Raw genomic sequence first — 25718 nt, forward strand, 5'->3', positions numbered from 1 at the left:
TACTAAAGAGGAGTAAATCGGAATTCTCTGCATCTTTGCATCGAAAATACCCAAGGAGCGGCAAGCCCGGTGTCTCACCGGATGGGCGCCGCGCACCCCGGCCGTGCGGGCTGACTAGGCTTGACACACAGAGCGACACGCAGTGACACGCACGTCAGCAAGGAGCATCGCCGTGGCGGTACGAGCGGTCCGGGGCGCCGTCCAACTCGAACGGGACGAGGCCGGGCACATGGACGAGCAGGTCGGAGCCCTGCTCACGGCCATCCTGGAGCGCAACGGCCTCACCGCCGACGACTTGATCAGCATCTGGTTCACGGCCACGCCCGACCTGCACAGCGACTTCCCGGCGGCCGCGGCCCGCAAGCTCGGCATCGTCGACGTCCCGCTGATCTGCGCCCAGGAACTGGACATCGAGGGCGCCATGCCGCGTGTCGTCCGCGTCCTCGCGCACATCGAGTCCGACAAGCCCCGTGCCGGCATCGCGCACGTCTACCTCGGCGCCGCGGGCGCCCTGCGCAAGGACATCGCCCAGTGAGGACCGCACTCGTCATCGGCACCGGGCTGATCGGCACGTCCGCCGCCCTGGCCCTGTCCCAGCGGGGCGTCACCGTGCACCTCGCCGACCACGACGCGGAGCAGGCCCGTACGGCGGCCGCGCTCGGCGCCGGCACGGACGAGGCGCCGGACGGGCCCGTCGACCTCGCGATCGTCGCCGCCCCGCCCGCGCACGTGGCCGACGTGCTCGCCGACGCCATGCGCCGCGGTGCGGCGCGCGGCTACCTCGACGTGGCCAGCGTCAAGGGCGGGCCGCGCCGGGAGCTGGAGGCACGCGGGCTCGACCTCACGGCGTACCTCGGCACGCACCCCATGTCCGGCCGGGAGAAGTCCGGCCCGCTCGCGGCCACGGGCGACCTCTTCGAGGGCCGCCCCTGGGTGCTCACCCCGACCCGGGACACCGACACCGAGGTGCTGAACCTCGCCCTGGAGCTGGTCTCGCACTGCCGTGCCGTGCCGGTCGTGATGGACGCCGACGCCCACGACCGCGCCGTCGCCCTCGTCTCCCACATGCCCCACCTGGTCTCCAGCCTGGTCGCCGCGCGCCTGGAGCACGCCGAGGAGGCCGCCGTACGGCTGTGCGGGCAGGGCATCCGGGACGTGACCCGGATCGCCGCCTCCGATCCCGGCATGTGGATCGACATCCTCTCCGCGAACCCCGGGCCGGTCGCCGACCTGCTCACGGACGTCGCCGCCGACCTGGAGGAGACCGTGCGGGCCCTGCGCGCCCTCCAGTCCTCCGACGACGACAAGCGCCGTGACGGCACCACCGGCATCGAGGACGTCCTGCGGCGCGGCAACGCCGGGCAGATCCGCGTCCCCGGCAAGCACGGGTCCGCTCCGCGGGTCTACGAGACCGTGGCCGTGCTCATCGACGACCAGCCGGGGCAGCTGGCCCGGATCTTCGCGGACGCGGGCAGGGCCGGCGTCAACATCGAGGACGTGCGCATCGAGCACGCGACCGGGCAGCAGGCCGGTCTGGTGCAGCTGATGGTGGAGCCGAAGGCGGCACCCGTACTGAGCGCCGCGCTGCGGGACCGTGGCTGGGCGATCCGGCAGTAGTGCATGCTGGATGTGGCTGAGCGACGCGCGGCCGGACGAGTGACCCGCACCCAGTAACCTTGTGCGGGGCCGTCGCGCCCTCACCCCCGCCAGCCCGGTTCAGGAAGGTCCCCACAGTGGAAAGCGCCACGCCAGTGATTGTCGCCATCGACGGCCCCGCCGGCACGGGCAAGTCGAGCACCTCGAAGGCCGTGGCGGCACAGCTCGGGCTGAGCTACCTGGACACCGGCGCCCAGTACCGGGCGATCACCTGGTGGATGGTGAACAACGGCATCGACATCGACGACCCCGCCGCCATCGCCGCCGCGGCCGGCAAGCCGGAGATCGTCTCCGGCACCGACCCGCAGGCCCCGACCATCAGCGTCGACGGTGTCGACGTGGCCGGCCCGATCCGCACCCAGGAGGTCTCCGCCAAGGTCAGCGCGGTCAGCGCGGTGCCCGAGGTGCGCGCCCGGATCACCGAGCTCCAGCGCTCGATCGCGGCCTCCGCGGCGAACGGCGTCGTGGTCGAGGGCCGCGACATCGGCACGACCGTGCTGCCGGACGCCGACCTGAAGATCTTCCTCACCGCCTCCCCGGAGGCGCGTGCCGCCCGCCGCAGCGGTGAGCTGAAGGGCGCCGACGTGCACTCCACCCGCGAGGCCCTGATCAAGCGGGACGCGGCCGACTCCAGCCGCAAGACCTCGCCGCTCGCCAAGGCGGACGACGCGGTCGAGGTGGACACCACCGAGCTCACGCTGGCCCAGGTCATCGAGTGCGTCGTCACCCTCGTCGAGGAGAAGCGGGCCGGGAAGTGACCGACCAGCTGCCTTCCCCGCGGGGCGCCGACGTCGGGCGGCGCATCGGCGTCGGCCTGATGTACGGGCTGTGGAAGCCGCGCGTGCTCGGCGCCTGGCGGGTGCCCACGACGGGCCCGGTGATCCTCGCCGTCAACCACTCCCACGTCATCGACGGTCCGATGGTCATGGGCGTGGCGCCCCGGCCGACGCACTTCCTGATCAAGAAGGAAGCGTTCATCGGTCCGCTCGACCCCTTCCTGACCGGCATCGGCCAGCTGAAGGTGGACCGCGACACCACCGACCGCACGGCGATCACCCGGGCGCTGGGCGTGCTGGAGAGCGGCGGCGTGCTCGGCATCTTCCCGGAGGGCACCCGGGGCGAGGGCGACTTCGCCTCCCTGCGCGCCGGGCTCGCGTACTTCGCGGTGCGCAGCGGTGCCCCGATCGTGCCGGTCGCCGTGCTGGGAAGTTCCGACCGGCGGGGACGGTTGATAAAGGGGCTGCCTCCGCTGCGGTCCCGCGTCGACGTCGTCTTCGGGGAACCCTTCGAGGCGGGCGACGGCAGCGGGCGCCGTACGCGCACGGCGCTGGACGAGGCGACCGGGCGCATCCAGAAGCAGCTCGCCGCCCACCTGGAAAACGCCAGGCGCCTCACCGGGCGCTAGGCGACACTGAGTAGTGGATCAGCCGCAGGACAGCGGGTACTCCACCGACCACCACGATGAACGACGAGGTACGGACTTCATGAACGACCACACCCAGCCCGACGGCTCGGACGCCTACGAAGGCGCGCCCGAGCACGACCACGGGGCGCTCGGCGACGCCGAGTTCGCGGAGTTCATGGAGCTCGCCGCGGAGGAGGGATTCGACCTCGAGGACGTCGAGGGCGCGATCGAGGCGGCCGGGCACGGCCCGCTGCCCGTCCTCGCCGTGGTCGGCCGCCCCAATGTCGGCAAATCGACCCTGGTGAACCGCATCATCGGCCGCCGCGAGGCCGTCGTCGAGGACAAGCCCGGTGTCACCCGCGACCGTGTGACCTACGAGGCCGAGTGGGCGGGCCGCCGCTTCAAGGTCGTCGACACCGGCGGCTGGGAGCAGGACGTCCTCGGCATCGACGCCTCCGTCGCCGCCCAGGCCGAGTACGCCATCGACGCGGCCGACGCCGTCGTCTTCGTCGTCGACGCCAAGGTCGGCGCCACCGACACCGACGAGGCCGTCGTACGGCTGCTGCGCAAGGCCGGCAAGCCGGTCGTGCTGTGCGCCAACAAGGTGGACGGCCCGAGCGGCGAGGCCGACGCGGCCTACCTGTGGTCGCTGGGCCTGGGGGAGCCGTACCCGGTCTCGGCGCTGCACGGCCGGGGCACCGGCGACATGCTCGACCAGGTCCTGGAGGTGCTGCCGGAGGCGCCGCGCGAGACGTTCGGCGGGGGCGGCATCGGCGGGCCGCGCCGCATCGCCCTCATCGGCCGCCCGAACGTGGGCAAGTCCTCGCTGCTGAACAAGGTGGCGGGCGAGGAGCGCGTCGTCGTCAACGAGCTGGCGGGCACCACCCGTGACCCGGTCGACGAGCTGATCGAACTCGGCGGCGTCACCTGGAAGTTCGTCGACACGGCGGGCATCCGCAAGCGCGTCCACCTCCAGCAGGGCGCCGACTACTACGCCTCGCTGCGCACCGCCGCCGCCGTCGAGAAGGCGGAGGTCGCGGTCATCCTCATCGACGCCTCCGAGTCCATCTCGGTGCAGGACCAGCGGATCGTCACGATGGCCGTCGAGGCGGGCCGCGCGGTCGTCCTCGCCTTCAACAAGTGGGACACCCTCGACGAGGAGCGCCGCTACTACCTGGAGCGGGAGATCGAGACCGAGCTGGGCCAGGTGGCGTGGGCCCCGCGCGTCAACGTATCGGCGCGCACCGGCCGTCACATGGAGAAGCTGGTCCCGGCGATCGAGACGGCCCTGGCGGGCTGGGAGACCCGGGTCCCCACCGGCAGGCTGAACGCGTTCCTCGGCGAGCTGGTCGCCGCTCACCCCCACCCGATCCGGGGCGGCAAGCAGCCGCGGATCCTGTTCGGCACGCAGGCGGGCACCAAGCCGCCGCGGTTCGTGCTCTTCGCCTCCGGTTTCATCGAGGCGGGCTACCGGCGCTTCATCGAGCGCCGCCTGCGCGAGGAGTTCGGCTTCGAGGGGACGCCGATCCACATCTCGGTGCGGGTGCGCGAGAAGCGCGGCAGGAAGAAGTAGGACGAAGCCAGGACGACACAGCGGAAGGGCGGCCCCAGCCGGGGCCGCCCTTCCGCTGTGTGGTGTGCTCGCTTCAGCCGCCGCTGCGCCGACCCGGCGGCAGTGCGGCCGGCACGTGGTGCATCCCCGTGCCGTGCGAGCCGATGGTCCCGACGCGCTGCCACTGCGGCTGCTGTCCGGCGGCATGGCGGGCGCTCTGGGCACCCGCGCTGTAGGCACTGTACGAGCTGCTGTACGAACTGCCGTACGAGCCGTACGTGCTCGTGTTGTGCTGGATGTTCCCGAAGGCGGTGAAGTCGAGTTTCTCCTCGCCGCTGCGGTCGCCGGGAAGTGCGCGGAAGGACTTGACGTACTCGGCGTAGAGCGCGTCGTAGATCGGCGTGGCCGATGGGCCGCCCTGGGAGTCCTGAGCCGACCGTGCGGAGGGGATCGGCGAGTAGGACTGGCGGCGGGGAACGTCATATGCGTGCACGTATGTGCAAACGACCCCGCGGGTCAGGGGATGCGGCCCCCGATGCGGCTTTCGCGGGGGTGCGGTCTGCCCGGGTGACGCGCCGCTCAGGTGCCGGCCAGCGGCAGCGCCGCGGCGACGAGCTGTCCGTTCGCCGCCGCCTTGTCCAGCGCGTCCCGCAGCAGGTCCTCGCGCGGCTGGCGGCCGATCGAGCCGACCGGCGCGGCGAACATCAGCACCTGCTGGTGCTTGTTGGCGGCCGCGCGCCAGCCCTCGGTGACCTGGAGCGGCTGGTGCGCCTGCCACCAGGCCACCGGCTGGCCGCCGTTGCTGCCGGGCTGGAGCACCGCGTGCAGCCGGCCCACGGCGAGCAGCACGGACCAGCCGTGCAGCACGGGTGGTACGGCGGACAGCTCGGTCAGAGGCAGGAAGCCCTGCTCGACAAGCAGCGGCAGGAAGTCGTCCCCGGTGCCCGTGGTGTTGCCCGGCCGGGCGATGGGCGCGGTCGGCTCCACCACCAGGGCCGGGTGCAGCTCCCCGGCGATCAGCACGAGTCCGCTGGTCACACCGAGCACCGCCTGCTCGGGCACCACCTTGTCGGGCTCCAGGTCGACGGTGTCGCCGGTGATGGACTTCACGGCGCCCCGGAGCTGTTCCTCGGTGACCTGGACGACCTGCGAGGGCAGGCAGCCGGCGTGGGCGAAGGCGAGGACGGCGGTCTCGTCCCCGATGAACAGCACGGTGCTGGTGCGCTCCTGTTCGGAGTCGCCCGGAGTGCGGCAGGACGTGCAGTCGTAACTGCCCGGGGCGGTCTCTCCGGCGAGCAGGCGGTCGGCTTCTTCGTCGCCGATCTCGGCGCGTACCTCGTCGCTGACGTCGAGCATGCGCGGCACGGGTGGCTCCCTCGGGGATGCGGTGCGTGGCAGGGCCGGGGGTGGCTCCCGGCCCGTGGTCCGGGTGGGTCCCGGCTCATGAAGAAGACAACGGGCGATCTGTGGCGGGAGTCACGCCCCAGGGCGAACGGAATCGAACCATCCAGCGCACAGGGTCACGCTCGGCGCGGAATCGCGTACTCACCGTCAAGTCACCGGTTTGTAAAGGGCGTTGAGGGGGTGAAGTGGGTCACAGGACGTCGGGTGCGTTGGTCGACATATCAGGAAATCCGGGAATGAAGTGGGTGTCCGGAAATAGCCGTTACCTGAGGTATCGGGGAACTGGCCTGGCATGACGGGCAACCGGTTGATGACGACCCGTCAACCTCCTTAGATTCCTCGGCCGTGTGCAGCGAGCACCGCTCGGGTACGTCCGCCGGCCGCGTGATTCTCCGGAACCACGCGCAGCACCACACCGGCGGACGGGGCGAGCGCGACCCACGCGCCCCATGGCGCGGGGAGTGGCGTTCCGCCTTGGGGGACCCCGAGTGCTTCGAGAGGGAACTACATGTCCGAATGTGCCGATACCACGCGCGACAACGCTCGGAAGAACCAGGTTCGTACGACGGCGGTCCTCGCCGGGGCGGCTCTGCTCGCGCCCCTCGGACTGCTGGCCGCGACCGGAAACGCCGCGGCGGCTGACAGCGGAGTGTGGGACCGCATCGCCCAGTGCGAGAGCGGCGGCAACTGGCACATCAACACCGGCAACGGCTACTACGGCGGACTCCAGTTCGCCGCCTCCACCTGGCGCGCCTACGGCGGCACGGCCTACGCGCCCACCGCCGACCAGGCGAGCAAGTCCCAGCAGATCGCCGTCGCCACCAAGGTCCAGCGCGCCCAGGGGTGGGGCGCCTGGCCGACCTGCTCGGCACGCGCCGGGGCGAGCGGCAGCGCACCCGCGGCTTCCGCGGCGGCCGACCCGGTCACCTCCGTCAAGCCCGCTCCGGCGAAGCCCTCGAAGACGCCGGAGCGTTCCACGGCGGCACACCCCGACCGCGGCTCCTCCCGCGGCGACTACACCGTCCGCGCGGGCGACACCCTGAGCGGCGTCGCCGCCCGGCACGGGACCACCTGGCAGCACCTCTACGCCGCCAACAAGGCCGCCATCGGCGGTGATCCCGACATCATCGTGCCCGGCCTGCGCCTCGAACTCTGAGCCGCTCCCCCTCGTCGGGACACAGGCCCCGTCCGGTCGGCCGACCGGACGGGGTCATCGCGTGCCGGGTCAGCGGGGGAGCTCGCCCGCCTCTCCGGCGAACACGACCGTCCCGCGCCGCAGTTCGTAGACGATGGCGGGCGGCCGCCCCCGCAGGGCGGGCGGCAGTCGCTGCTCGGCGACCACCACGCACGCGTCGAGCGCGTTCAGCAGCTCGTAGGTGCGGGCCGCGACCGAGGGCGACATGCCCTGGGCGGGCTCGTCCACGAGCACCACGCGCGCGCGTGCCAGCAGCGCCCGGGACAGGGCGAGCATGCGCTGTTCCCCGCCGGAGAGGGTGCCGGCCCGCCGCTCCAGCAGGGGCCGCAGCTGCGGATAGGCGTCGAGGGCCGGGCCGTGGTCCGGGGCGGCGAGCCCGAGGTTCTCGCGGACCGTGAGCGAGCCGAACACGGCCTGCCGCTCCGGGACCAGGCACAGCCCGCGCCGGGCCCGCTCGTAGGCCGGTACGCGGGTCACGTCGGCGCCGTCCCACACCACGGCGCCGCCCGACAGGGGCACCGTTCCGGCCAGGGCGCGCAGGGCGGTGCTGCGGCCGGAGCCGTTGCGGCCCAGCAGCACGGTCAGACCCGGGCCCGGGGCGGCGAGGGTGACGCCGTGCAGGGCCTCCAGCGGGCCGTAGCGCACGCGCGCGTGGCGCAGGGCGACGGTGGTCATCGCCCGGCCGCCGTTCCCAGGGCGTCCAGGACCTGCCCGGGCGGGCCGGAGGCGACGATCCGGCCCGCCGTCATCACGTGCACGACGTCGGCGAGGCCGGCGACCAGGTCCAGGTCGTGCTCGACGACGAGCAGGGCCGTGCCGTCGGCGGCCAGGGCCTTCAGGACCCGGGCGAGGGCGGCCACTTCGGTGGTGTCGAGGCCGGCGGCGGGCTCGTCGAGCAGCAGGACGCGCGGGGCGCCCGCGAGGGCCCGGGCCAGTTCGACGCGGCGCAGCGTCCCCGTGGGCAGACCGGCGGCGGGCAGCGCGCGCACCGGCCCGTCGAGTCCGAGCAGCCTGAGCGTGCGCTCCACGGCGCCCGGGTCGGTCACCCGGCCCTGTTCGGCGCCCACCCGGACGTTCTCGGTCACGGTCAGCGAGGGGAAGACGGCCAGTTGCTGGAAGGTCCGCGCGACACCGAGCCGGGTGCGGGCGTGCGAGGGCAGTGCGGTGATGTCCCGCCCGCCCAGCCGTACTTCGCCACGCGCGGGCCGCAGTGTCCCGGCCAGACAGTGGAACAGGGTGCTCTTTCCGGCCCCGTTGGGGCCCACGACCGCGGTGATCCGTCCGGGGGTGACGTCCACGTCGACCTCATCGAGGGCGGTGAAGCCGCCGTAGTGGACGTGGAGGCGGCGGGCCGTGAGGAGGGGGGAGGAGGCGGTCGTGGCCCGGACGGTGGGCGGCCCGGCCGCTTGCGGAGGTGCCGCCGCGCGCGGCCGGGGCTTCCTGAAGGGCCCGGCGGTCGCCTCGCCCGCTGCCGGGGGCGCCGGCGTGGAAGGGGGCGGGGCACTGCCGGGGCGCGCCTCGCCGGGCGAGCCGTGGCGGTCCGCCGGGGCGGACCCCGGCGTCCCGTCCGCCGGAGCCGCCGGTGGGCGATGGGCGGCGGGGGCCGAGGGGCCCCGGACGGGCGGCCGAGGCGCCTCGCGGCCCGCGGGCCCGGCACCGGGAGCCGCTCGCCGTCCGTCCGCGGTGGTGGCGCGCGGTGCCGTACCGCCCGCGTCCCCCGGGAGGCCGGCACGCCCAGTCGCCCCCGTGACCTCGGCCTCCCGCACCACGCGTGTCGCCGTCGCCCCCGTGGGCACCGGGGAAGTCCGGGCCACCCGCGGTCGCGCCGGGCGCAGCAGCCGGCGGGCCCGGGTTCCCGTCGGCGTGAGGGCCGGTGCACGGCGCAGGCGCAGGCGTTGCGCCGCTGTCCGCAGGGCCTCGTACGGGCCGCCGGGGAAGCGGCCCACGAGGACCGCCAGGACGCCGATCAGGGCCGCCGCCACACCGCCGCGCGTGCCCGCGTCCAGGCCGACCAGGAGGGCCGCGGCGGCGAGGGCGCCGAGGGTGCTGTCGGCGCCCAGCACCACGACCGCCGCGAACCACAGCAGACCGCGCACGGGGTCGTAGGCGGCGGGGTCGAAGGCGCGCAGGCCCATGCCGAGCATGCCGCCGCCCAGCGCGGCGAGCGCGGCGCCCGCGACGAAGGCGAGCAGCTTGAGGGACGGCACCCGCACGCCCGCCGCCTGCGCCCCCGCCTCGTGGTCCCGCATGGCCGCCAGGGCCCGGCCCGTCCGCCCCCGGCGCAGCGCGTGCGCCGCCAGCAGCGCGAGCGCCAGCAGGAGCAACTCCAGGACGTAGTACGCGCGGTCTCCCTCGAAACCCGCCGGGCGGCCCAGTGACAGGCCCGAGGTGGCGTACGGCTGGGCGAAGACGAAGCGGCTCACGCCCACGCCGACGGCGAACGTCGCCAGCGCCAGCGCCAGGCCCCGGCGGCCGATCGCCGGCCAGCCCGTGAGCAGGCCGAGCGGTGCCACCAGGACGACCGCCACCGCGAGGGCCGCCAGCTCCGGCACGGCCGGCAGGCCCGGGAAACGGCCCGCGGCCAGCAGCGCGGTGAACAGCGCGCCCAGACCCGCGTACGCCGCCTGCCCCAGCGAGATCTGGCCGCCGCGTCCGGTGACCACCACCAGGGACAGCAGGACGACGGCCAGCGCCGGCACCTGGATCGACGTGTGCAGGTCCCGGCCGGCGAGGCCCAGCGGCAGCAGGAACAGCACGGCCGCCACGATCCACGCGCCGGGCGGCGTCGGAACCCGGGCGGTGGCCGTGCGCGGCAGCGCGTCACGCGTGCCCACGCCCGGCAGGACCAGGGCCGCGACCAGCAGGGCGACGACGAACAGGTTCGTGCCGGCCGTCTGGAGCAGCGGCGCGCCCCACCCGGACGGGTGCAGCCGCGTGAGCTGGCTCTGCGCCACCCCGACGCCCAGCGCCACCGCCACCGCGACCGGCAGGCTCCGCATCCGCGCGGCGACCGCGACCGCCACCACCTCCATCACGAGCAGCGACAGCCCGTACGGGTCGAGCCGCACGTACGGCGCGAGCAGCACGCCCGTCAGGCCCGCCGTGAACGAGCCGAACGCCCAGCCCGCCGCCGCGACCCGGTCCGCGTCGATGCCGCCCAGCACGGCGAGCTGCCGGTCGTCGACCACGGCCCGCAGTTCCCGCCCGAACCGCGTCCGGCGGACGACCACCGCGACCCCCGCGGCCAGCACCAGCACCACCGCCAGCTGCCCCCACGGCTCGTCCGGCACCAGCTCCGGCGCGTCGTCCCGGGCCCCCTGTCCCCACAGCAGCGCCGCTCCGCCCACCAGCAGCACGAACACCCCGATGGACGCCACCAGCGTCTGCGCGGGGTCACCCCCGAGAACGGCCAGGGGCCGGAAGACGAACCGTTCCAGTACGACGCCCAGCCCCGGCGCCAGCACCAGCAGCGTCACCGCGGCCCCGAGCCACAGCGGCCAGCCCCACTCGACCACGCACTGCCGCAGCACGTAGGCGCACACCATCGCGATCGCGCCGTGCGCGAAGTTCAGCACGCCGGTCGCGCGGTACGTCACGATCAGGCCGATCCCGGTCAGCGCCGCCGCGCTGCCCACCGACAGGCCGGCCAGGGTGAGGTCGTACGTCAGCGAGGACATCGGCCGGGCTCAGTCGGTCTCTTCGGCGGGCTCGCAGATCGGGCACGGGCCCAGCTCGCCGCTCGCCACCAGCTCGGAGTCCACCGGAACCGCTTCCGCCTTCCCCGCGACCAGCGGGCAGTCCGCGCGGTGCCACAGCGTGCCGCCCGGCACCATCAGCAGCTCGCCGCTGACCGCGAGGGGAGCGAGCGCGGCCTGCCCGGTCTCGTCCTCGTCGGCCGGCTCGGCCGCCACCAGCAGGCCGTACAGCTCCTCCACGCGCGCGGCGGCGATCGAGCCCCGGCCGTGGGCCAGCAGCACCGCCCCGGAGACGATCAGCGCCGCGCCGGGGACCGTGCAGGAGGCGAGGTAGGGCAGCTGCCGTTCGGCGAAGCGCTCGCCGGAGACGCCGTACCAGCCGACGACGCACAGCACCGCGCCGGCGGCCAGCGCCGCCCAGCCGGCCCAGAGGACGGGATGCACGGTCCGCAGTCGGCTTGTCCGCATCGCTGGCTCCCACACGTCGGTTGTCCGGGCACGCGCCTGGCCGCCTGTTCAAGTCCGCCGATCGCTTGCACTATGCCCCTTGGAAGCTGACCCTGAAAGCACCGGGCGCACATGGCCCGGACCGACACCCGGTGGTGAGCCAGATGGTTCTCGGCAGCGACCTCAGGCGAGGGAACGCGACACGGGGCCCACGAGCCGCGGGACGGGGTACGGCGATCGCCGCCGCCCTGATCCTGGCCCTCGCCCCGGCCCTCGCGGCATGCAGCGACGACAACGGCGGCGGCAGCGAGACCACGCCGCCCACACCGACCGCGGAGCGGACCACGAGCGCACCGGCCAGCGCGCCGGCGGACCGGGCCGCGGCCGAGACGGAGATCAGGCAGAACTGGCAGAAGTTCTTCGACCCGAAGACCTCGACCGAGGACAAGCAGGCCCTCCTGGAGAACGGCGACCGGTTGGGCCCCGTCCTGCAGGCCTTCAGCGGTGACGAGCGCGGCGGACAGGTCCAGGCGAAGGTCACCAAGATCGAGTTCACCTCGGCGACCGAGGCGGACGTGACGTACACACTCACCCTGAAGGGCGCCACCGCCCTGCCCGACGCCTCCGGAAGCGCCGTCGAGCAGAACGGCACCTGGAAGGTGTCCGCCAAGACGCTGTGCGCGCTGGTGCAACTGAGCGGCAATGCGTCGCCGGTCCCGGGCTGTTGACGCCCTCGCCGCGGTGCTGCTGCTCGCCCTGAGCGCGGCCTGCGGCAGCCGGCTCCCGGAGAGCGACTTCGAGCACCACGACCGCAGCTCCGCGCCCCGCGGCTCTGCGCCCCTGCGGGTCGGCATCATCACCAGCGCCACCAGCCCGGTCGGCGGCAGCGCCTTCACCGGCCCGCGCGACGGCGCCAAGGCGTGGTTCGACCGGCTCAACGCGCGCGGCGGCATCGACGGCCGCCGCGTGGAGGTACTCCTGTGCGACGACGGCGGCAGCGGCGTCGGCAACAACGAGTGCGTGCACCGGCTGGTCGAGGAGGACAAGGTGGTCGCCCTGGTCGCCACCACCGCCCTGGACTACGCGGGCGCCTCCCGCGTCTCCCGCGCGCGCGTGCCCGACATCGGCGGCCAGCCCATCGGCAGCGCCTACGACACCTACCCGCACCTCTACGGCATCTACGGCAGCCGCGCGCCGCGCAACGGCACCCCCGGCTGGGGCGGCAAGCTGTACGGCGGCACCGAGGTCTACCGCTACTTCAAGCGCGAACACGGCGCCCGGACCGCCGCCGTCGTCTCCTACAACCAGTCCGCGTCCGCCGCCTACGCCCGGCTCGTCGAACGGGGTCTGCGCGCGGAGGGCTACAAGGTCGTCACCGAGCAGGTCGACTTCGCCCTGCCCAACTTCCGCGCCGTCGCGGCCGACCTGCGGGAACAGGGCGCCGACCTCGTCTTCGACGCCATCGACAGCCACGGCAACGCCCGGCTGTGCCGGGCCATGGACGAGGTCGGCGCCCATGTCACCGCCAAGGTGACCAACGTGCAGAGCTGGACGTCCACCGTCGCCGACGCCTACCAGGACGCCCCGCGCTGCCGCAACGCCCTCTGGGCGACCGGCTCCAGCCGCAACCACGACGACACCGGCCACCCGGCCGTACGGGAGTTCCGCGAGGCGACCAAGGACCTGAAGACGCACTCGCAGTGGCAACTGGAGGGCTGGGCGGCCGCCCGCTGGTTCACGGACGCCGCGCGGTCCTGCGCGAGGACGGGCATCACGCGCGCGTGCGTCGACGCCGCCATGAACCGCAGTGAGGGATACACCGCGGGCGGACTGCTCCTGCCCGTCGTGTTCGAGCGGCGCGCCGAGCCGCCGAGGACCGTCCGGACCTGCCTGTCGGTGGCCCGCTGGCAGGACGGCAGGGGCTGGCTCGGCCAGGGCGACATGAACCGCACCTGCTTCGACGTCCCCCAGCTGGCGTACGAGCCTTGAGGACAGCGGCTGTCCGCAAGGGCTGGCAGACTCGCCCCCATGTTGGAGACCTCGGCACGCCTGCTGCGCCTGCTGTCCCTGCTCCAGGCCCACCGCGAGTGGTCCGGCCCCGACCTGGCCGAGCGGCTCGGCATCAGCGCCCGCACCCTGCGCCGAGACGTGGACCGGCTGCGCGAACTCGGCTACCCGGTCAACGCCAGCCCGGGCACGGGCGGCGGCTACCAGCTGGGCGCGGGCGCCGAGCTGCCGCCGCTGCTCCTGGACGACGACGAGGCCGTCGCCGTGGCCATCGGGCTGCGCACGGCGGCCGGGCAGGGCATCGAGGGCATCGGAGAGACCTCGGTACGGGCCCTGGCCAAACTCGAACAGGTGCTGCCGAACCGGCTGCGCCGCCGCGTGGGCGCCCTCAACGCCTTCACCGTGCCGATGCTGCGCGGCCCGGTGCCCGACGCCGTCGACCCGGCCGTGCTGACCGAGCTCGCCCACCTGTGCCGGGACGCCGAGCGCCTGCGCTTCGAGTACCGCGGCCACGACGGCACCCGCAGCCGCCGCAGTGTCGAACCGCACCGCCTGGTGTGCACCGAGCGCCGCTGGTACCTGGTCGCCTGGGACCTCGACCGGGAGGACTGGCGCACCTTCCGCGTCGACCGCGTCACGCCCAGGCCACCGCACGGCCCCCGCTTCCAGCCGCGCGAGGCGCCCGCCGAGGACCTCGCCGCCTACGTCTCCCAGGGCGTCTCCACGCGGGTGTACGCCACTCACGCCGTCGTGCGGCTCCTGGCGCCCCTGGAGGAGGCCGCCGCGCACATCTCGCCCAGCGCCGGGGTGCTGGAGGCGGAGGGCCCAGGCAGCTGCCTGCTGCGCTGCGGCGCCGGGAGCCTCGACGTGATGGTGATCCACGTGATGATGCTGGGCTTCGAGTTCGAGGTGCTCGAACCCGACGGGCTGATCGAGGCGATCAGGAGGGTTCGCGACCGGCTTGATGGCGCTCTGGCTCGGGCTGCGCAGTCACCGCCGCGTACTGCGGATGATGCAGGTCGAACGCCGGCGACTCCGACCGGATCCGGGGCAGCACCGTGAAGTTGTGCCGGGGCGGCGGGCACGACGTCGCCCACTCCAGGGAGCGGCCGTAGCCCCACGGGTCGTCGACCTCGACCTTCTCGCCGTACCTGGCGGTCTTCCACACGTTGTAGAGGAACGGCAGCGTCGACATGCCGAGCAGGAACGCGCCGATCGTCGACACGGTGTTGAGCGCCGTGAACCCGTCCGCGGCGAGGTAGTCCGCGTACCGGCGGGGCATGCCCTCGGCGCCCAGCCAGTGCTGCACCAGGAACGTGGTGTGGAAGCCGGTGAAGAGCGTCCAGAACTGGATCTTGCCGAGCCGCTCGTCGAGCATCTTCCCGGTGAACTTCGGCCACCAGAAGTAGAAGCCGGCGAAGATCGCGAAGACCACCGTGCCGAAGACCACGTAGTGGAAGTGCGCCACCACGAAGTACGTGTCCGTCACATGGAAATCCAGCGGCGGCGACGCCAGGATCACCCCGGTCAGCCCGCCGAACAGGAACGTCACCAGGAAGCCCGTCGCCCACAGCATCGGCGTCTCGAAGGACAGCGAGCCCTTGAGCATGGTGCCGGTCCAGTTGAAGAACTTCACGCCCGTCGGCACCGCGATCAGGAAGCTCATGAAGGAGAAGAACGGCAGCAGCACCGCGCCCGTCGCGAACATGTGGTGCGCCCACACCACCACCGACAGGCCGGTGATCGCCATCGTCGCGCCGACCAGCGTCAGGTAGCCGAACATCGGCTTGCGGCTGAAGACCGGGATGATCTCCGTGATGATGCCGAAGAACGGCAGCGCGATGATGTACACCTCGGGATGACCGAAGAACCAGAACAGGTGCTGCCACAGGATCGCCCCGCCGTTGGTCGCGTCGAAGACCTGCGAGCCGAACCGCCGGTCCGCCTCCAGCACCAGCAGCGCCGCCGCGAGCACCGGGAACGCCATCAGGATCAGGATCGACGTGAACAGCGTGTTCCAGACGAAGATCGGCATCCGGAACATCGTCATGCCGGGGGCGCGCATCCCGATGATGGTGGTGATGAAGTTGACCGCGCCGAGGATCGTGCCGAAGCCGGACAGCGCCAGCCCCATGATCCACAGGTCGGCCCCGATGCCCGGCGTGCGCTCCGCGCTGTTGAGCGGGGCGTAGGCGAACCAGCCGAAGTCGGCCGGTCCGGAGGGCACCAGCAGCGAGCCCAGCACGATCAGCCCGCCGAACAGGAACAGCCAGTACGACAACATGTTCAGCCGCGGGAAGGCCACGTCCGGCGCGCCGATCTGCAACGGCATCAGCTCGTTCGCGAAGCCCGCGAAGGTCGGCGTCGCGAACAGCAGCAGCATGATCGTGCCGTGCAGCGTGAAGGCCTGGTTGAACTGCTCGTTGTTGATGATCTGCAGTCCGGGGCGGGCCAGCTCGGCGCGCATCAGCAGCGCCATCACTCCGGCGATCAGGAAGAACACGAACGACGTGATCAGGTAGAGGTGACCGATCTTCTTGTGGTCCGTCGTGGTCAGCCAGTCGACCAGCACCCGTCCGTGCTTCTTCCCCGGCACGGGCCGAACCGTCGCCTGTACGGTCTGCGTCCCCATCGCTCGCTCGCCCCTTCGCTCATCGCGTCCCGGGCCCGCCGAAGCCCGCGCCGCATCCCCGCGAGCTCACGCCATGATGCTCGCGTCACCGAGCGCTCCGACAGGGGGCGTACCGGCCTTTGTGTGCCGAAGCCATGCATTTCCTGTGCGGCGGCGGCTGAGCCGGCCCGGTGCGGCGCCGGAATGGATTGGGGCCCCGAGGCCACTTCTCCCGGAACTTTCCGCCGGGCTTTTCCATGGGCTCATGTGACACGCGGAAATGGCGATCGAATACCTGCGGAAGGCCTAGGAAACCGCTCGTCCGTGTGACGGACAGCTCTCGAAACAGCTGTCGTGATCTTGTGACAGAAGCGTGACAGGGGAGGGACGGGGACCGGGGTCACAGGCCCGGACTTCCGCGGTCGCCGGGCACGGCATAGCGTGGCGGCATGGCACCGATTCCGACACCTTCCGCGGAACCCGACGACAGCCCGGACACCTACGTCGGCCTGGAGGCCGGCCGGGCCGAGCACCTCGCGCGTGAGCGCGGCTGGCCGACGGTGCGCGCGTTGCCGCCGGGGGCGATCATCACGATGGAGTACCGCGTGGGCCGGCTGAACTTCGAGGTGAAGGGCGGCCGAGTGGCGCGGGCCTGGAAGGGCTGAGACACCGCGAAGGCCCCGGTTCCGCTCCGGAACCGGGGCCTTCGCCGTGCCTGTGCGGGGTGTGCGCACCGCCCGCCGTCCGTCGTGGTCAGCCGCCCGTCAGGGGCGGGCCGAGGAGGAGGCCGAGCCGCGTGGGTGCCGCTCGGTGTGCGGCGGGCGGCGGCTGCCCGCCGGGGTGATCGGCGTGCGCTCCGAACGGGCCGTGTGCGGGCCCGGCGCCAGGTAGACCGGGGCCCGGGGCGAGCGGGCGGCGACGTCGTCCCGGTCGGGGGGCAGCGGCGTGACCACCACGGGCGGCGCGCTCACCGGGGCGGTGGCCGCCGCCGTACCGCTCCGGCGGGCCCGCCAGCGGTCGCGCAGGTCGAAGATCCTTGTCTCGGAACGGGCGATCAGCGGCTCGAACCACGGCAGGGCGAGCAGGATCAGCAGCCCCGCGACCCAGCCCAGCAGCACATCGCTCAGCCAGTGCGTACCGAGGTAGACGGTGGCCATCCCGACGCCGAGCGAGGTCACCGCGGACACGGCGGACAGCCAGCGGCGGGCTCTCGGGGTCGAGGCCAGATAGGCCAGGATCCCCCAGGTCACCACCCCGTTGGCGGTGTGACCGCTCGGAAATATATCGCCGCCGCGCCACATCTCGTTCGAGCCGATCACGGTCGCGTAGTGCGGTCCCAGACGGCCCATGCCGTACTTGGCGGCGCCGACCGTGATGTTCAGCAGGAGCAGCGAGACGCCGAGGGCGAGGAGCGGGCGCAGGGTGTGCTGCCGCCAGGAGCGCCAGCCCAGCCAGGCCGCGACCATCACGGCGGTGGGGCCGCGCTGGCCGAGCACCACGTAGTAGTCGACGAACCAGTGGATCTCCGACCACTGCTGGTACGGCCGGAAGAACATGACCTGCCAGTCGAGCCGCACCAGCCAGGACGTGATGATCACGGCCCACACGATCGCGCCGTAGAAGGCCAGGGTCGCCGCGAAGAGCACGATGCGGTGCCTGCTCATCTTCGGCACATCGATGTGGGCCGGTCGTTCCGGCTCACGGTCCAGCCGGGCGAACACCCGGTCCAGACGGGTGAGCTTCGGTTCGGTACGCACCCAATCGACGTTACAGCGAGTGAGCTCGGATCCCTGTCGAATCAACGGCTTTGTGATGACGATGTGATGTGGGATTCCTCTCAGCAGGAGGTTTATTTCCAGCGAATCCGTAATCGCCGGGCCCTGCGGCCTTCAATTCCTTTGATCATTCCGGATGGGGGTTTTATTGAGCTTTTGAATTCGTTCACCGGGGCATGGTGCGGAATTCTCCGGGCGCTCACAGCGGGTCAGGGGGGACCCGAACCGTTCAGCCAGAACGCCCCGTACACCGCCGAGGCGACCGCCACCGACCCGAGCACCAGCGCTGACCTGCGGATACGCAGCCGGGCCAGGGCCAGGGCGAGGGGCAGCAGCAGCGGGAAGGCCGGCATCAGCAGGCGCGGCTTCGAGCCGAAGTAGCTCGACGCGCACAGGGCGAGCGCGGTCACGACTCCGGTGTAGACCAGCAACGGGAGCGGCTGGCGCTGACGTACGCCGACCAGATACAGCCATACGACTGACGCGACCCCGGCGATCAGCCCGGCACCGGCCAGGGCCGAGGGAAACGACGTGAACTTTTCGGCGACGAACCGGGCGAAGGCGTAACCCCCGTCGAAGCCGTTGCGCCACCCCGCCTGCACGTCGATGTAGCCGAGAGGCCCCTTGCCGGTGTGGTGGCCGACCCACAGCACGTATCCGGCGGTGCCGAGGGGGGCGAGCAGCATGCCGAGGACACGACGGGCGCGAGGGCCCAAGTCGTGGGCGTCGCCGGCCCGCCTCTCCCGCACGAAGGCGGCGATCGCCGCCACCCACACCGCGGCCACCACGGCCATCCCGACCGGGCGGGTCAGTCCCGCGAGCAGGGCCAGCGTGCCCGCGGTCACCCAGCGGCCCGTCAGGACCGCGTACAGCGACCACGCGGCGAGCGCCGTGAACAGCGACTCGCTGTACGCCATCGACTGCACGATCCCGACCGGGAGCACCGCCCACAGCAGCACCGCGCACACCCCGGCCCGGCGGCCGTACACGTGGTCCGCGACCGCGAAGATCCCCCAGGCCGCGGCGAGGGAGGCGACCAGGGCGACGAGGAAACCGCCGTCCGCGTACGACAGCGGGGACACCGCCGCCACCAGCCGCTCCAGCCAGGGCAGCAGCGGGAAGAACGCGAGGTTCGAGTGCACGTCGCCGTTCGCCAGGCGCACCTCGTAGCCGTAGCCGAGTTCGGCGACCCTGGTGTACCAGAGCGCGTCCCAGCGAGCGGTCAGCAGCGTGTACGCGCTCTTGTCGCGCGCCGCGCTCCACAGGGCCAGGGCGATGAGGCCCAGGGCGCGGACGGCCGCGTACCCGAGGAGCGCCGGGGCCGCCCGGCGCAGCGCCCCGGCGCGGGTCGGGGCCGCGCGCGTCTCAAGATCGGTCACGCGCCCGATTATCGACCCGGGCCGCAACCGGCCGGCCGCCCGGGGCGTGGTCGACGGAGAGGGGAGTGGCGTACGCCACATCTTTCCGCCGAATGTGTGAGAGGTCCGCCACTCGGCTCCGGCGCGGACTCGCGTACTCTGACGTGTCACTCGCTTTTCGTTTGCGCGGGCCGGAGACCACCGCTCCTCTCCGGCCGAGTCGCGGGGGCGTCCCCCACCCCGTGAACCCGCCGATCGCGAGGGAACATCTGGGAGGTACGTACATGTCCGGGACGACCACGGCCGCTGCGCTGCGCCGTCGGGCGGCCGGGGCCGGTGCCAACCGCTGGGTGGTCCTCGTCGTCCTCTGCGTCAGCCTGCTGCTGGTCGCCGTCGACGCCACCGTGCTGCACGTGGCGGTCCCCGCCGTCACCGAGGACCTGAAGCCCGGCGGGATAGAGCTGCTCTGGATCGTCGACGTCTATCCGCTCGTCTGCGCCTCGCTGCTGATCCTGTTCGGCACGCTGGGCGACCGCGTCGGCCGCCGAAGGGTCCTGCTCCTCGGGTACGCGCTGTTCGGCGTCGCCTCGGGCCTCGCGGCCCTGGCGGACAACGCCCAGGTACTGATCGTGGCGCGGGCGCTGCTCGGCGTGGGCGGCGCGATGATCATGCCGGCGACCCTGTCGATCCTGCGGCAGGTCTTCCCGGACCGGCGCGAGCGGGCGCTCGCGATCGGCATCTGGAGCGCCGTGGCCGCGGTGGGCGCGGCCGTCGGGCCGCTGCTCGGCGGCTTCCTGCTGGAGCACTTCTGGTGGGGCTCGGTGTTCCTCGTCAACATTCCGTTGATGCTGGTCAGCCTCCCGGTCGGGCGACTGCTGCTGCCCGAGTCGAAGGGCGACGGCGAAGGGCCCTGGGACGTGGTCGGCGCGCTGATGGCGGCGATCGGACTGTTCGGGGTGGTGCTGGGCGTCAAGCGGCTCGGCGGCGGGGAGTCGGTGGGGAGCCTGCTCACCGTGCTGCCGCTGGTGGTGGGCGCGGCGCTGCTGGTCGCCTTCGTACGGCGGCAGCGGCGGCGGACGCATCCGCTGGTCGACCTCGGGATGTTCGCGCGGCCGGCGTTCAGCACGGCCGTCGGGTGCATCGTGCTGGCGATGCTCGCGCTGGTCGGACTCGAACTGATCGCCGCGCAGTACCTCCAGCTGGTGCTCGGGCTGTCGCCGCTGGAGACGGGGCTGCGGCTGGTGCCGCTGACGTTCGCCGCGATGGCGGCCGGGCTGGCCGGGGCGCGGATGCTGCGGCGGTTCGGGCCGCGGCGGATGGTGTGCTTCGGGTTCTGTCTGACGGCGTTCGCGGTGGTGCTGCTGACGGCGCTGGGCCGGACCGACGACTGCGCGCTGATGCTGACCGGGTTCGTGCTGCTCGGCTTCGGGCTGGAGACGACGCTGTTCGGGGCGTACGAGTCGATGCTGAGCGAGGCGCCGCAGGACCAGGCCGGTGGGGCGGCGGCGATCGGGGAGACGTCGTACCAGCTGGGGGCGGGCATCGGGATCGCCCTGCTCGGCACGGTGATGAACGCGGCGTACGCGCCCGGGTTGTCGGGCGTGCCGGGGGTGCCGGAGTCGGCGTCCTCCTCGGCGGGGCATTCGCTGGGGGAGGCGTACGAGGTTGCCGCGCAGCTGGGCGGGGTGGCGGGGGTTGCTCTGCGTCATGCCGCCCGGGACGCGTTCGTGCACGGGCTGCATGTCACGTTGCTGGTGAGTGCGGGGTTGTTGCTGCTCGGGGCGGTCATGGCGTTGCGGTTGCCGCGGGTCATGCAGTGTGAGGGCACTGGTGCGGTGGAGGTGCCCGCCCCCAGGGACGCCGCGGAGTCGCGCGTCTCGGTGTGACGCCCGCGTCTCGGTGTGACGCCCTTGTTGCCCACCCACGCTCCACCCGTATCTGCCGACTGAGGGGTGGAGCTCGCCCGTGGGGGTGGAGCACCGTCGGCGGCTTGCGGTGGTCTTCGCCCTCCGGTCGACAGCTACGGGTGGTGCTGGGGTGGGTGGACGTCGTAGCGTCTTGGTTAGCAGTGCTAGTTAAAGAGCTTCGGAGGGTGTCCGCATGTCCGAGTCGTCCAAGCTTCCTCCCTTCGACCCCGCCGACCCCCTCGGCCTCGACGACCTCCTGGAGCCGGAGGATCTCGGGATCAGGGACACCGTGCGGGCCTGGGCCGCGGACCGGGTGCTGCCGAATGTCGCCGAGTGGTACGAGAAGGGGGAGCTGCCGGAGATCCGGGAGCTCGCCCGGGAACTCGGGGAGCTCGGTGCCCTGGGGATGTCCCTGGAGGGGTACGGGTGCGCCGGGGCGTCCGCCGTGCAGTACGGGCTCGCCTGCCTGGAGCTGGAGGCCGCCGACTCCGGGATCCGGTCCCTCGTCTCCGTGCAGGGCTCCCTCGCCATGTACGCCATCCACCGGTTCGGCAGCGAGGCGCAGAAGCAGCAGTGGCTGCCCCGGATGGCCTCCGGCGAGGTCATCGGGTGCTTCGGGCTGACCGAGCCCGACCACGGATCCGACCCCGCCTCCATGCGGACGTACGCCAAGCGCGACGGCACCGACTGGGTCCTCAACGGCCGCAAGATGTGGATCACCAACGGTTCGGTCGCCGGTGTCGCCGTCGTCTGGGCGCAGACCGAGGACGGGATCCGGGGGTTCGTGGTGCCGACCGGCAGCGGTGGGTTCTCCGCCCCGGAGATCAAGCACAAGTGGTCCCTGCGCGCCTCCGTCACCAGCGAGCTCGTCCTCGACGACGTACGGCTGCCCGCTGACGCCGTCCTCCCGGAGGGCACCGGCCTGCGCGGACCGCTCAGCTGTCTGTCGCACGCGCGGTACGGGATCGTCTGGGGCGCCATGGGTGCGGCCCGCAGTTGTTTCGAGGCCGCGGTCGACTACGCGAAGTCGCGGGAGCAGTTCGGACGGCCCATCGGCGGCTTCCAGCTCACCCAGGCCAAACTCGCCGACATGGCGGTCGAACTGCACAAGGGAATTCTGCTCGCCCATCACCTGGGGCGGCGTATGGACGCCGGCCGCCTGCGTCCCGAGCAGGTCAGCTTCGGCAAGCTCAACAACGTACGGGAAGCGATCGAGATCTGCCGCACCGCCCGCACCATTCTCGGCGCCAACGGGATCTCGCTCGAATACCCCGTGATGCGGCACGCGACCAACCTCGAGTCGGTGCTCACCTACGAGGGCACCGTCGAGATGCACCAGCTCGTGCTGGGCAAGGCGCTCACCGGACTCGACGCCTTCCGGTGAACCCCGCGCGGGGGCAGGGCCGGTGAGCGGCCCTGCCTCAGCTCTGGTTGAAGAAGCCGTCCGTGCGGTGCCCGGCCGGGTCGCCGTTCACGATCTCCGTGTTGGCGGGGGTCAGCAGGAACACGCGGGTCGACACCCGCTCGATCGAACCGCGCAGACCGAAGATCAGCCCGGCCGCGAAGTCCACCACGCGCTTGGCGTCGCCGGCCTCCATGGCCGTGAGGTTCATGATGACCGGCACGCCCTCGCGGAACAGCTCGCCGATGGCGCGCGCGTCCCGGAAGCTGTCCGGGGTCACCGTGCCGATGCGGCGCCCCTTCTCCTCGGCGACGTCCGAGGCCACCTTGACGCGCGGATCGGTGACCCAGGCCTCCCCGGGCTCGGTCCCGTCGGAGTAGTCGTCGTCGTAGTAACGCTCGTCTTCGTTGTCGTCGACGAGGCCAAGCCAGGCACTTGCCTTGCGTACCGATCCCATGGACGCCTCCTCTCACAGCGGTCTTTCTGCTTTCCGCATCCCTATGGTCGTCCATGATGCGGATGGCGCGCCAAGTGGATAGACGCCGCACGGGGGGTTTGTGACGGTACTGGTGCACAGCGAATCCGTCGAGAGTCCGTGTTTCCCAAGGGCCTTGTCGTAAACGACTGCTGACTGTGAGTGAAATATGATTCTTCGCGGCGTACGGGTGATGAGCGGTGCGTACGGGTGAACACGATGGCCGATACCATGCGGCGCCAAACGTCGTACGAAGCACGGGGGGACATCGATGTTCGGAATGGTCAGGCCCTGTAGGCACCGGCTCGGGGAGAGCCTCACGGCCCAGTGGATGGCGCATTTGTGTGGGCTGTGTCTCGCGCTGCGCGGGGACCACGGGCAGCTCGCGCGCATCGTCACGAACTACGACGGGCTTCTCGTCTCGGTGTTGACGGAGGCTCAGGCGGGCCGGGCGGCCGGCGCGTCGAGCGGTGTGGGGCGGCGTACGGCGGGGCCGTGTCCGCTGCGCGGGATGCGCACCGCGTCCGTCGCGCACGGTGAGGGAGCGCGGCTGGCGGCGGCCGTGTCGCTGGTGCTCGCCTCCGCCAAGGTGCGCGACCACGTCGCGGACGGCGACGGACTGCTGGCCCGTGCGCCGGTCGCACGCGCCGCGCGCCGGGTCGCCGCGGGCTGGGACCGCGCCGGGGCGCGCACCGGTTCCGCCGTCGGGTTCGACACGGCCGTCCTGGTCGACGCCGTGGACCGGCAGAGCGGCATCGAGGCGCTCGCCGGTCCCGGCACACCGATCCTGACGGTCACCGAACCGACCGAGACCGCGACCGCCGCCGCCTTCGCGCACACGGCGGTCCTCGCCGGCCGGCCGCACAACGCCGGGCCGCTCGCCGAGGCCGGACGGCTCTTCGGGCGGCTGGCCCATCTCCTGGATGCCGTGGAGGACCTGCACGCTGACGCCGCTTCAGGCGCCTGGAACCCGATCGCCGCGACCGGCACCTCCCTGGCGGAGGCCCGGCGGCTCGCCGACGACGCGGTGCACGGCGTGGGGCTCGCGCTGCGCGACGCCGAGTTCGCCGACGCGAAGCTCGTGCATCTGCTGCTGGTGCACGAGCTGCGGCGCTCGGTGGACCGGGCGTTCGGGACGGTGCCGGTCTGCGCGTCACATCAGGGCGGGCCGTACGGACAGCAGCCGCCTCAGGGCCCGTACGGTCAGGGGCCGCACGGGCCGCACGGCTCTGGGCAGAACCCGTACGCGGGCGATGGCGGAAACCCGTTCGCAGGTGGGGGAGGCGGGTACGGCGGCGGTGGTCTCGGCGGTGGCGCGCCGGTGCCCCAGCCGCCCCGGGGGCGGCGCGGGTTCTGGGCCGGCTGCGGGATGTTCTGGCTGCTGTGCTGCACCTGCAAGCTGTGCTGTGCCAAGGAGTACGAGGGGCCGTGGTCCCGCAAGAAGCGCGAGGGCTGTTGCCGCGATTGCGACTGCGATGGATGCGACTGCTGCTGCCCCTGCGACGGCTGACCCCGTGTGACCTGTGGTTCAGAAGGGCACGGCCGAAAGGCCCTCTTGCGCCTACCGGCCGTTCGGCCGAATACTCCCCCACAGCGCTTGTCAGGGGCACGGCGGATTCGGAATCCGGCCCGCCTCGCCCCGGACTGCGCCTCACGGGCCCGAAACCCCACGAGGGCCCCCTACTTCCTTTGTGGAGGAACGAAAAGTGAGGATCAAGCGCACCACCCCCCGCAGTGGCATTTCGAGACGGACCCGGCTGATCGCCGTTTCCACCGGCCTCGTTGCCGCCGCAGCGATCGCGATCCCCAGCGCGAACGCCTCCGACACCCCCGCCACCTTCAGCGCCGCCGAGCTCAAGAGCGCCAGCGGCTCCCTGCTGAAGGCCGACATCCCGGGCACCGCCTGGGCCGTCGACAGCAAGACCAACCGCGTGCTCCTGACCGTCGACAGCACGGTCAGCCAGGCCGAGATAGCGAAGATCAAGCAGCAGGCCGGCGCCAACGCCGACGCGCTGACGATCAAGCGCACCCCCGGCAAGTTCAACAAGCTGATCCAGGGCGGCGACGCCATCTATGCGAGCAGCTGGCGCTGCTCCCTCGGCTTCAACGTCCGTGCCAGCAACGGCACCGAATACTTCCTGACCGCCGGTCACTGCACCGACGGCGCGGGCACCTGGTACTCCAACTCCGGCCGCACCACGGTCATCGGCTCGACCGCCGGCTCCAGCTTCCCGGGCAACGACTACGGCCTCGTCCGCTACAGCGGCTCCGTCAGCCGTCCCGGCACCGCGAACGGCGTGGACATCACGCGCGCGGCCACCCCGAGCGTCGGCACCACCGTCATCCGCGACGGCTCCACGACCGGTACGCACAGCGGCCGTGTCACCGCCCTCAACGCCACCGTGAACTACGGCGGCGGGGACATCGTCTCCGGCCTGATCCAGACCACCGTCTGCGCCGAGCCCGGTGACTCCGGCGGTTCGCTCTACGGCAGCAACGGCGTCGCCTACGGTCTGACCTCCGGCGGCAGCGGTAACTGCTCCTCCGGTGGTACGACGTTCTTCCAGCCTGTCACGGAGGCCCTGAGCGCCTACGGGGTCAGCGTGTACTGAGCCCCCGGCGGCCGTTCGCAGCACTTCGCAGCCCCCGCACGCATCGCGTGCGGGGGCTTTCGTGTGGCGTGTGGGCGCTCCTCCGAACCGGCTGCCGGAGGGGCGAAATTCGGCCATGCGTGAACCCCGCAGAGTGCCCGCACATTACTCACGCGTAATGTTTGCACTGTGAACACAGGGGAGTTGGGTCCGATTTGACCGTGGACGGTCAAAATGA

Annotated in this window: 22 protein-coding genes and 1 pseudogene; 14 read left to right on the top strand and 9 right to left on the bottom strand. The window is 72.3% G+C overall.

What is annotated here, in order from left to right:
• Positions 1-172: 172 nt before the first annotated feature.
• From aroH to der, 5 genes are all read left to right on the top strand, one after another.
• Positions 173-535, top strand: a complete 363-nt coding sequence (aroH, locus tag MQE23_RS34665; RefSeq protein WP_020269700.1) for a chorismate mutase — start codon at positions 173-175, stop codon at positions 533-535.
• Complete coding sequence (locus MQE23_RS34670) at positions 532-1617, top strand: prephenate dehydrogenase (protein WP_020269699.1); 1086 nt, start codon at positions 532-534, stop codon at positions 1615-1617. The genes aroH and MQE23_RS34670 overlap by 4 nt, the downstream gene beginning before the upstream one ends.
• A gap of 116 nt (positions 1618-1733) precedes the next feature.
• Positions 1734-2414 carry a (d)CMP kinase gene (gene cmk, locus MQE23_RS34675; RefSeq protein WP_037666816.1) on the top strand — a complete coding sequence of 227 codons (681 nt, stop codon included), beginning with the start codon at positions 1734-1736 and terminating at the stop codon, positions 2412-2414.
• On the top strand, positions 2411-3061 hold the full coding sequence (locus MQE23_RS34680; protein ID WP_243381188.1) for a lysophospholipid acyltransferase family protein: 651 nt from the start codon (positions 2411-2413) through the stop codon (positions 3059-3061). Before cmk ends, MQE23_RS34680 begins: the two co-directional genes overlap by 4 nt.
• A gap of 79 nt (positions 3062-3140) precedes the next feature.
• Positions 3141-4634: a ribosome biogenesis GTPase Der gene (gene der / locus MQE23_RS34685; protein WP_037666820.1), complete on the top strand. Its 1494-nt coding sequence runs from the start codon at positions 3141-3143 to the stop codon at positions 4632-4634.
• Between the two features lie 73 nt (positions 4635-4707).
• On the opposite strand, the gene MQE23_RS34690 is transcribed toward der, so the two are convergent.
• Together MQE23_RS34690 and MQE23_RS34695 are read right to left on the bottom strand one after the other, a co-directional pair.
• Positions 4708-5106 (bottom strand): hypothetical protein, encoded by a 399-nt coding sequence (locus MQE23_RS34690; RefSeq protein WP_020269695.1) that lies wholly within the window; start codon positions 5104-5106, stop codon positions 4708-4710.
• 86 nt (positions 5107-5192) lie between these two features.
• The gene (locus MQE23_RS34695) at positions 5193-5978 is read right to left on the bottom strand and encodes a hypothetical protein (protein WP_037666814.1); all 786 of its coding nucleotides are present in this window, start codon (positions 5976-5978) and stop codon (positions 5193-5195) included.
• Between the two features lie 547 nt (positions 5979-6525).
• Here MQE23_RS34695 and MQE23_RS34700 point away from each other — a divergent pair.
• Positions 6526-7173, top strand: coding sequence for a transglycosylase family protein (locus tag MQE23_RS34700; RefSeq protein ID WP_020269693.1), 648 nt, complete (start codon positions 6526-6528; stop codon positions 7171-7173).
• A gap of 69 nt (positions 7174-7242) precedes the next feature.
• Here the strand turns inward: MQE23_RS34700 and MQE23_RS34705 are convergent, their stop codons facing one another.
• Genes MQE23_RS34705 through MQE23_RS34715 form a run of 3 tightly spaced genes read right to left on the bottom strand, consistent with a single transcriptional unit; the run spans position 7243 to position 11375 of the window.
• On the bottom strand, positions 7243-7887 hold the full coding sequence (locus tag MQE23_RS34705; RefSeq protein WP_020269692.1) for an ATP-binding cassette domain-containing protein: 645 nt from the start codon (positions 7885-7887) through the stop codon (positions 7243-7245).
• On the bottom strand, positions 7884-10889 hold the full coding sequence (locus tag MQE23_RS34710) for an ATP-binding cassette domain-containing protein (protein WP_243381190.1): 3006 nt from the start codon (positions 10887-10889) through the stop codon (positions 7884-7886). Before MQE23_RS34710 ends, MQE23_RS34705 begins: the two co-directional genes overlap by 4 nt.
• A 9-nt stretch (positions 10890-10898) precedes the next feature.
• Positions 10899-11375 (bottom strand): hypothetical protein, encoded by a 477-nt coding sequence (locus MQE23_RS34715; RefSeq protein ID WP_020274867.1) that lies wholly within the window; start codon positions 11373-11375, stop codon positions 10899-10901.
• A 143-nt stretch (positions 11376-11518) separates the two neighbouring features.
• Between MQE23_RS34715 and MQE23_RS34720 the strand changes: the two genes are divergently transcribed.
• Genes MQE23_RS34720 through MQE23_RS34730 form a run of 3 tightly spaced genes read left to right on the top strand, consistent with a single transcriptional unit; the run spans position 11519 to position 14423 of the window.
• A complete protein-coding gene (locus MQE23_RS34720; RefSeq protein WP_037671274.1) occupies positions 11519-12082 on the top strand; it encodes a hypothetical protein in 564 nt (187 codons plus the stop codon).
• A complete protein-coding gene (locus tag MQE23_RS34725; RefSeq protein WP_243381192.1) occupies positions 12057-13343 on the top strand; it encodes an ABC transporter substrate-binding protein in 1287 nt (428 codons plus the stop codon). The genes MQE23_RS34720 and MQE23_RS34725 overlap by 26 nt, the downstream gene beginning before the upstream one ends.
• 39 nt (positions 13344-13382) lie before the next feature.
• Entirely contained in the window at positions 13383-14423 is a 1041-nt protein-coding gene (locus MQE23_RS34730) for a YafY family protein (RefSeq protein WP_037671267.1), read from the top strand.
• A gap of 43 nt (positions 14424-14466) precedes the next feature.
• Here MQE23_RS34730 and ctaD read toward each other — a convergent pair.
• Positions 14467-15993, bottom strand: a pseudogene (gene ctaD / locus MQE23_RS34735) (cytochrome c oxidase subunit I); the annotation flags it as partial.
• A gap of 428 nt (positions 15994-16421) precedes the next feature.
• Between ctaD and MQE23_RS34740 the strand changes: the two are divergent.
• Positions 16422-16637, top strand: coding sequence for an I78 family peptidase inhibitor (locus MQE23_RS34740; RefSeq protein WP_020274861.1), 216 nt, complete (start codon positions 16422-16424; stop codon positions 16635-16637).
• Positions 16638-16736: 99 nt separating this feature from the next.
• Here the strand turns inward: MQE23_RS34740 and MQE23_RS34745 are convergent, their stop codons facing one another.
• Complete coding sequence (locus MQE23_RS34745; RefSeq protein WP_020274860.1) at positions 16737-17729, bottom strand: phosphatase PAP2 family protein; 993 nt, start codon at positions 17727-17729, stop codon at positions 16737-16739.
• Between the two features lie 227 nt (positions 17730-17956).
• Positions 17957-19126 carry a glycosyltransferase family 39 protein gene (locus MQE23_RS34750; protein ID WP_243381194.1) on the bottom strand — a complete coding sequence of 390 codons (1170 nt, stop codon included), beginning with the start codon at positions 19124-19126 and terminating at the stop codon, positions 17957-17959.
• Between the two features lie 263 nt (positions 19127-19389).
• Between MQE23_RS34750 and MQE23_RS34755 the strand changes: the two genes are divergently transcribed.
• Positions 19390-20991 (top strand): MFS transporter, encoded by a 1602-nt coding sequence (locus tag MQE23_RS34755; RefSeq protein ID WP_020274858.1) that lies wholly within the window; start codon positions 19390-19392, stop codon positions 20989-20991.
• Between the two features lie 214 nt (positions 20992-21205).
• The gene (locus MQE23_RS34760; protein ID WP_020274857.1) at positions 21206-22396 is read left to right on the top strand and encodes an acyl-CoA dehydrogenase family protein; all 1191 of its coding nucleotides are present in this window, start codon (positions 21206-21208) and stop codon (positions 22394-22396) included.
• 37 nt (positions 22397-22433) lie between these two features.
• On the opposite strand, the gene MQE23_RS34765 is transcribed toward MQE23_RS34760, so the two are convergent.
• The gene (locus MQE23_RS34765; RefSeq protein ID WP_020274856.1) at positions 22434-22871 is read right to left on the bottom strand and encodes a cell division protein SepF; all 438 of its coding nucleotides are present in this window, start codon (positions 22869-22871) and stop codon (positions 22434-22436) included.
• Between the two features lie 289 nt (positions 22872-23160).
• On the opposite strand from MQE23_RS34765, the gene MQE23_RS34770 reads away from it, so the two are divergent.
• Positions 23161-24399, top strand: coding sequence for a DUF5685 family protein (locus MQE23_RS34770; protein WP_243381196.1), 1239 nt, complete (start codon positions 23161-23163; stop codon positions 24397-24399).
• A 196-nt stretch (positions 24400-24595) separates the two neighbouring features.
• On the top strand, positions 24596-25501 hold the full coding sequence (locus MQE23_RS34775; RefSeq protein WP_037671258.1) for a S1 family peptidase: 906 nt from the start codon (positions 24596-24598) through the stop codon (positions 25499-25501).
• Positions 25502-25718: the final 217 nt, after the last annotated feature.

The organism is Streptomyces sp. HP-A2021 (assembly GCF_022807935.1).
Lineage (GTDB): Bacteria > Actinomycetota > Actinomycetes > Streptomycetales > Streptomycetaceae > Streptomyces > Streptomyces afghaniensis.

Excerpts from the sequence above, each read along its gene's own strand:
- MQE23_RS34760 (WP_020274857.1), top strand. The coding sequence starts at position 21,206 with ATGTCCGAGTCGTCCAAGCTTCCTCCCTTCGACCCCGCCGACCCCCTC.
- MQE23_RS34730 (WP_037671267.1), top strand. The coding sequence starts at position 13,383 with ATGTTGGAGACCTCGGCACGCCTGCTGCGCCTGCTGTCCCTGCTCCAG.
- MQE23_RS34705 (WP_020269692.1), bottom strand. The coding sequence starts at position 7,887 with ATGACCACCGTCGCCCTGCGCCACGCGCGCGTGCGCTACGGCCCGCTG.
- MQE23_RS34720 (WP_037671274.1), top strand. The coding sequence starts at position 11,519 with ATGGTTCTCGGCAGCGACCTCAGGCGAGGGAACGCGACACGGGGCCCA.
- MQE23_RS34740 (WP_020274861.1), top strand. The coding sequence starts at position 16,422 with ATGGCACCGATTCCGACACCTTCCGCGGAACCCGACGACAGCCCGGAC.
- MQE23_RS34725 (WP_243381192.1), top strand. The coding sequence starts at position 12,057 with ATGCGTCGCCGGTCCCGGGCTGTTGACGCCCTCGCCGCGGTGCTGCTG.
- MQE23_RS34715 (WP_020274867.1), bottom strand. The coding sequence starts at position 11,375 with ATGCGGACAAGCCGACTGCGGACCGTGCATCCCGTCCTCTGGGCCGGC.
- MQE23_RS34710 (WP_243381190.1), bottom strand. The coding sequence starts at position 10,889 with ATGTCCTCGCTGACGTACGACCTCACCCTGGCCGGCCTGTCGGTGGGC.
- MQE23_RS34755 (WP_020274858.1), top strand. The coding sequence starts at position 19,390 with ATGTCCGGGACGACCACGGCCGCTGCGCTGCGCCGTCGGGCGGCCGGG.
- der (WP_037666820.1), top strand. The coding sequence starts at position 3,141 with ATGAACGACCACACCCAGCCCGACGGCTCGGACGCCTACGAAGGCGCG.
- MQE23_RS34700 (WP_020269693.1), top strand. The coding sequence starts at position 6,526 with ATGTCCGAATGTGCCGATACCACGCGCGACAACGCTCGGAAGAACCAG.
- MQE23_RS34765 (WP_020274856.1), bottom strand. The coding sequence starts at position 22,871 with ATGGGATCGGTACGCAAGGCAAGTGCCTGGCTTGGCCTCGTCGACGAC.
- MQE23_RS34770 (WP_243381196.1), top strand. The coding sequence starts at position 23,161 with ATGTTCGGAATGGTCAGGCCCTGTAGGCACCGGCTCGGGGAGAGCCTC.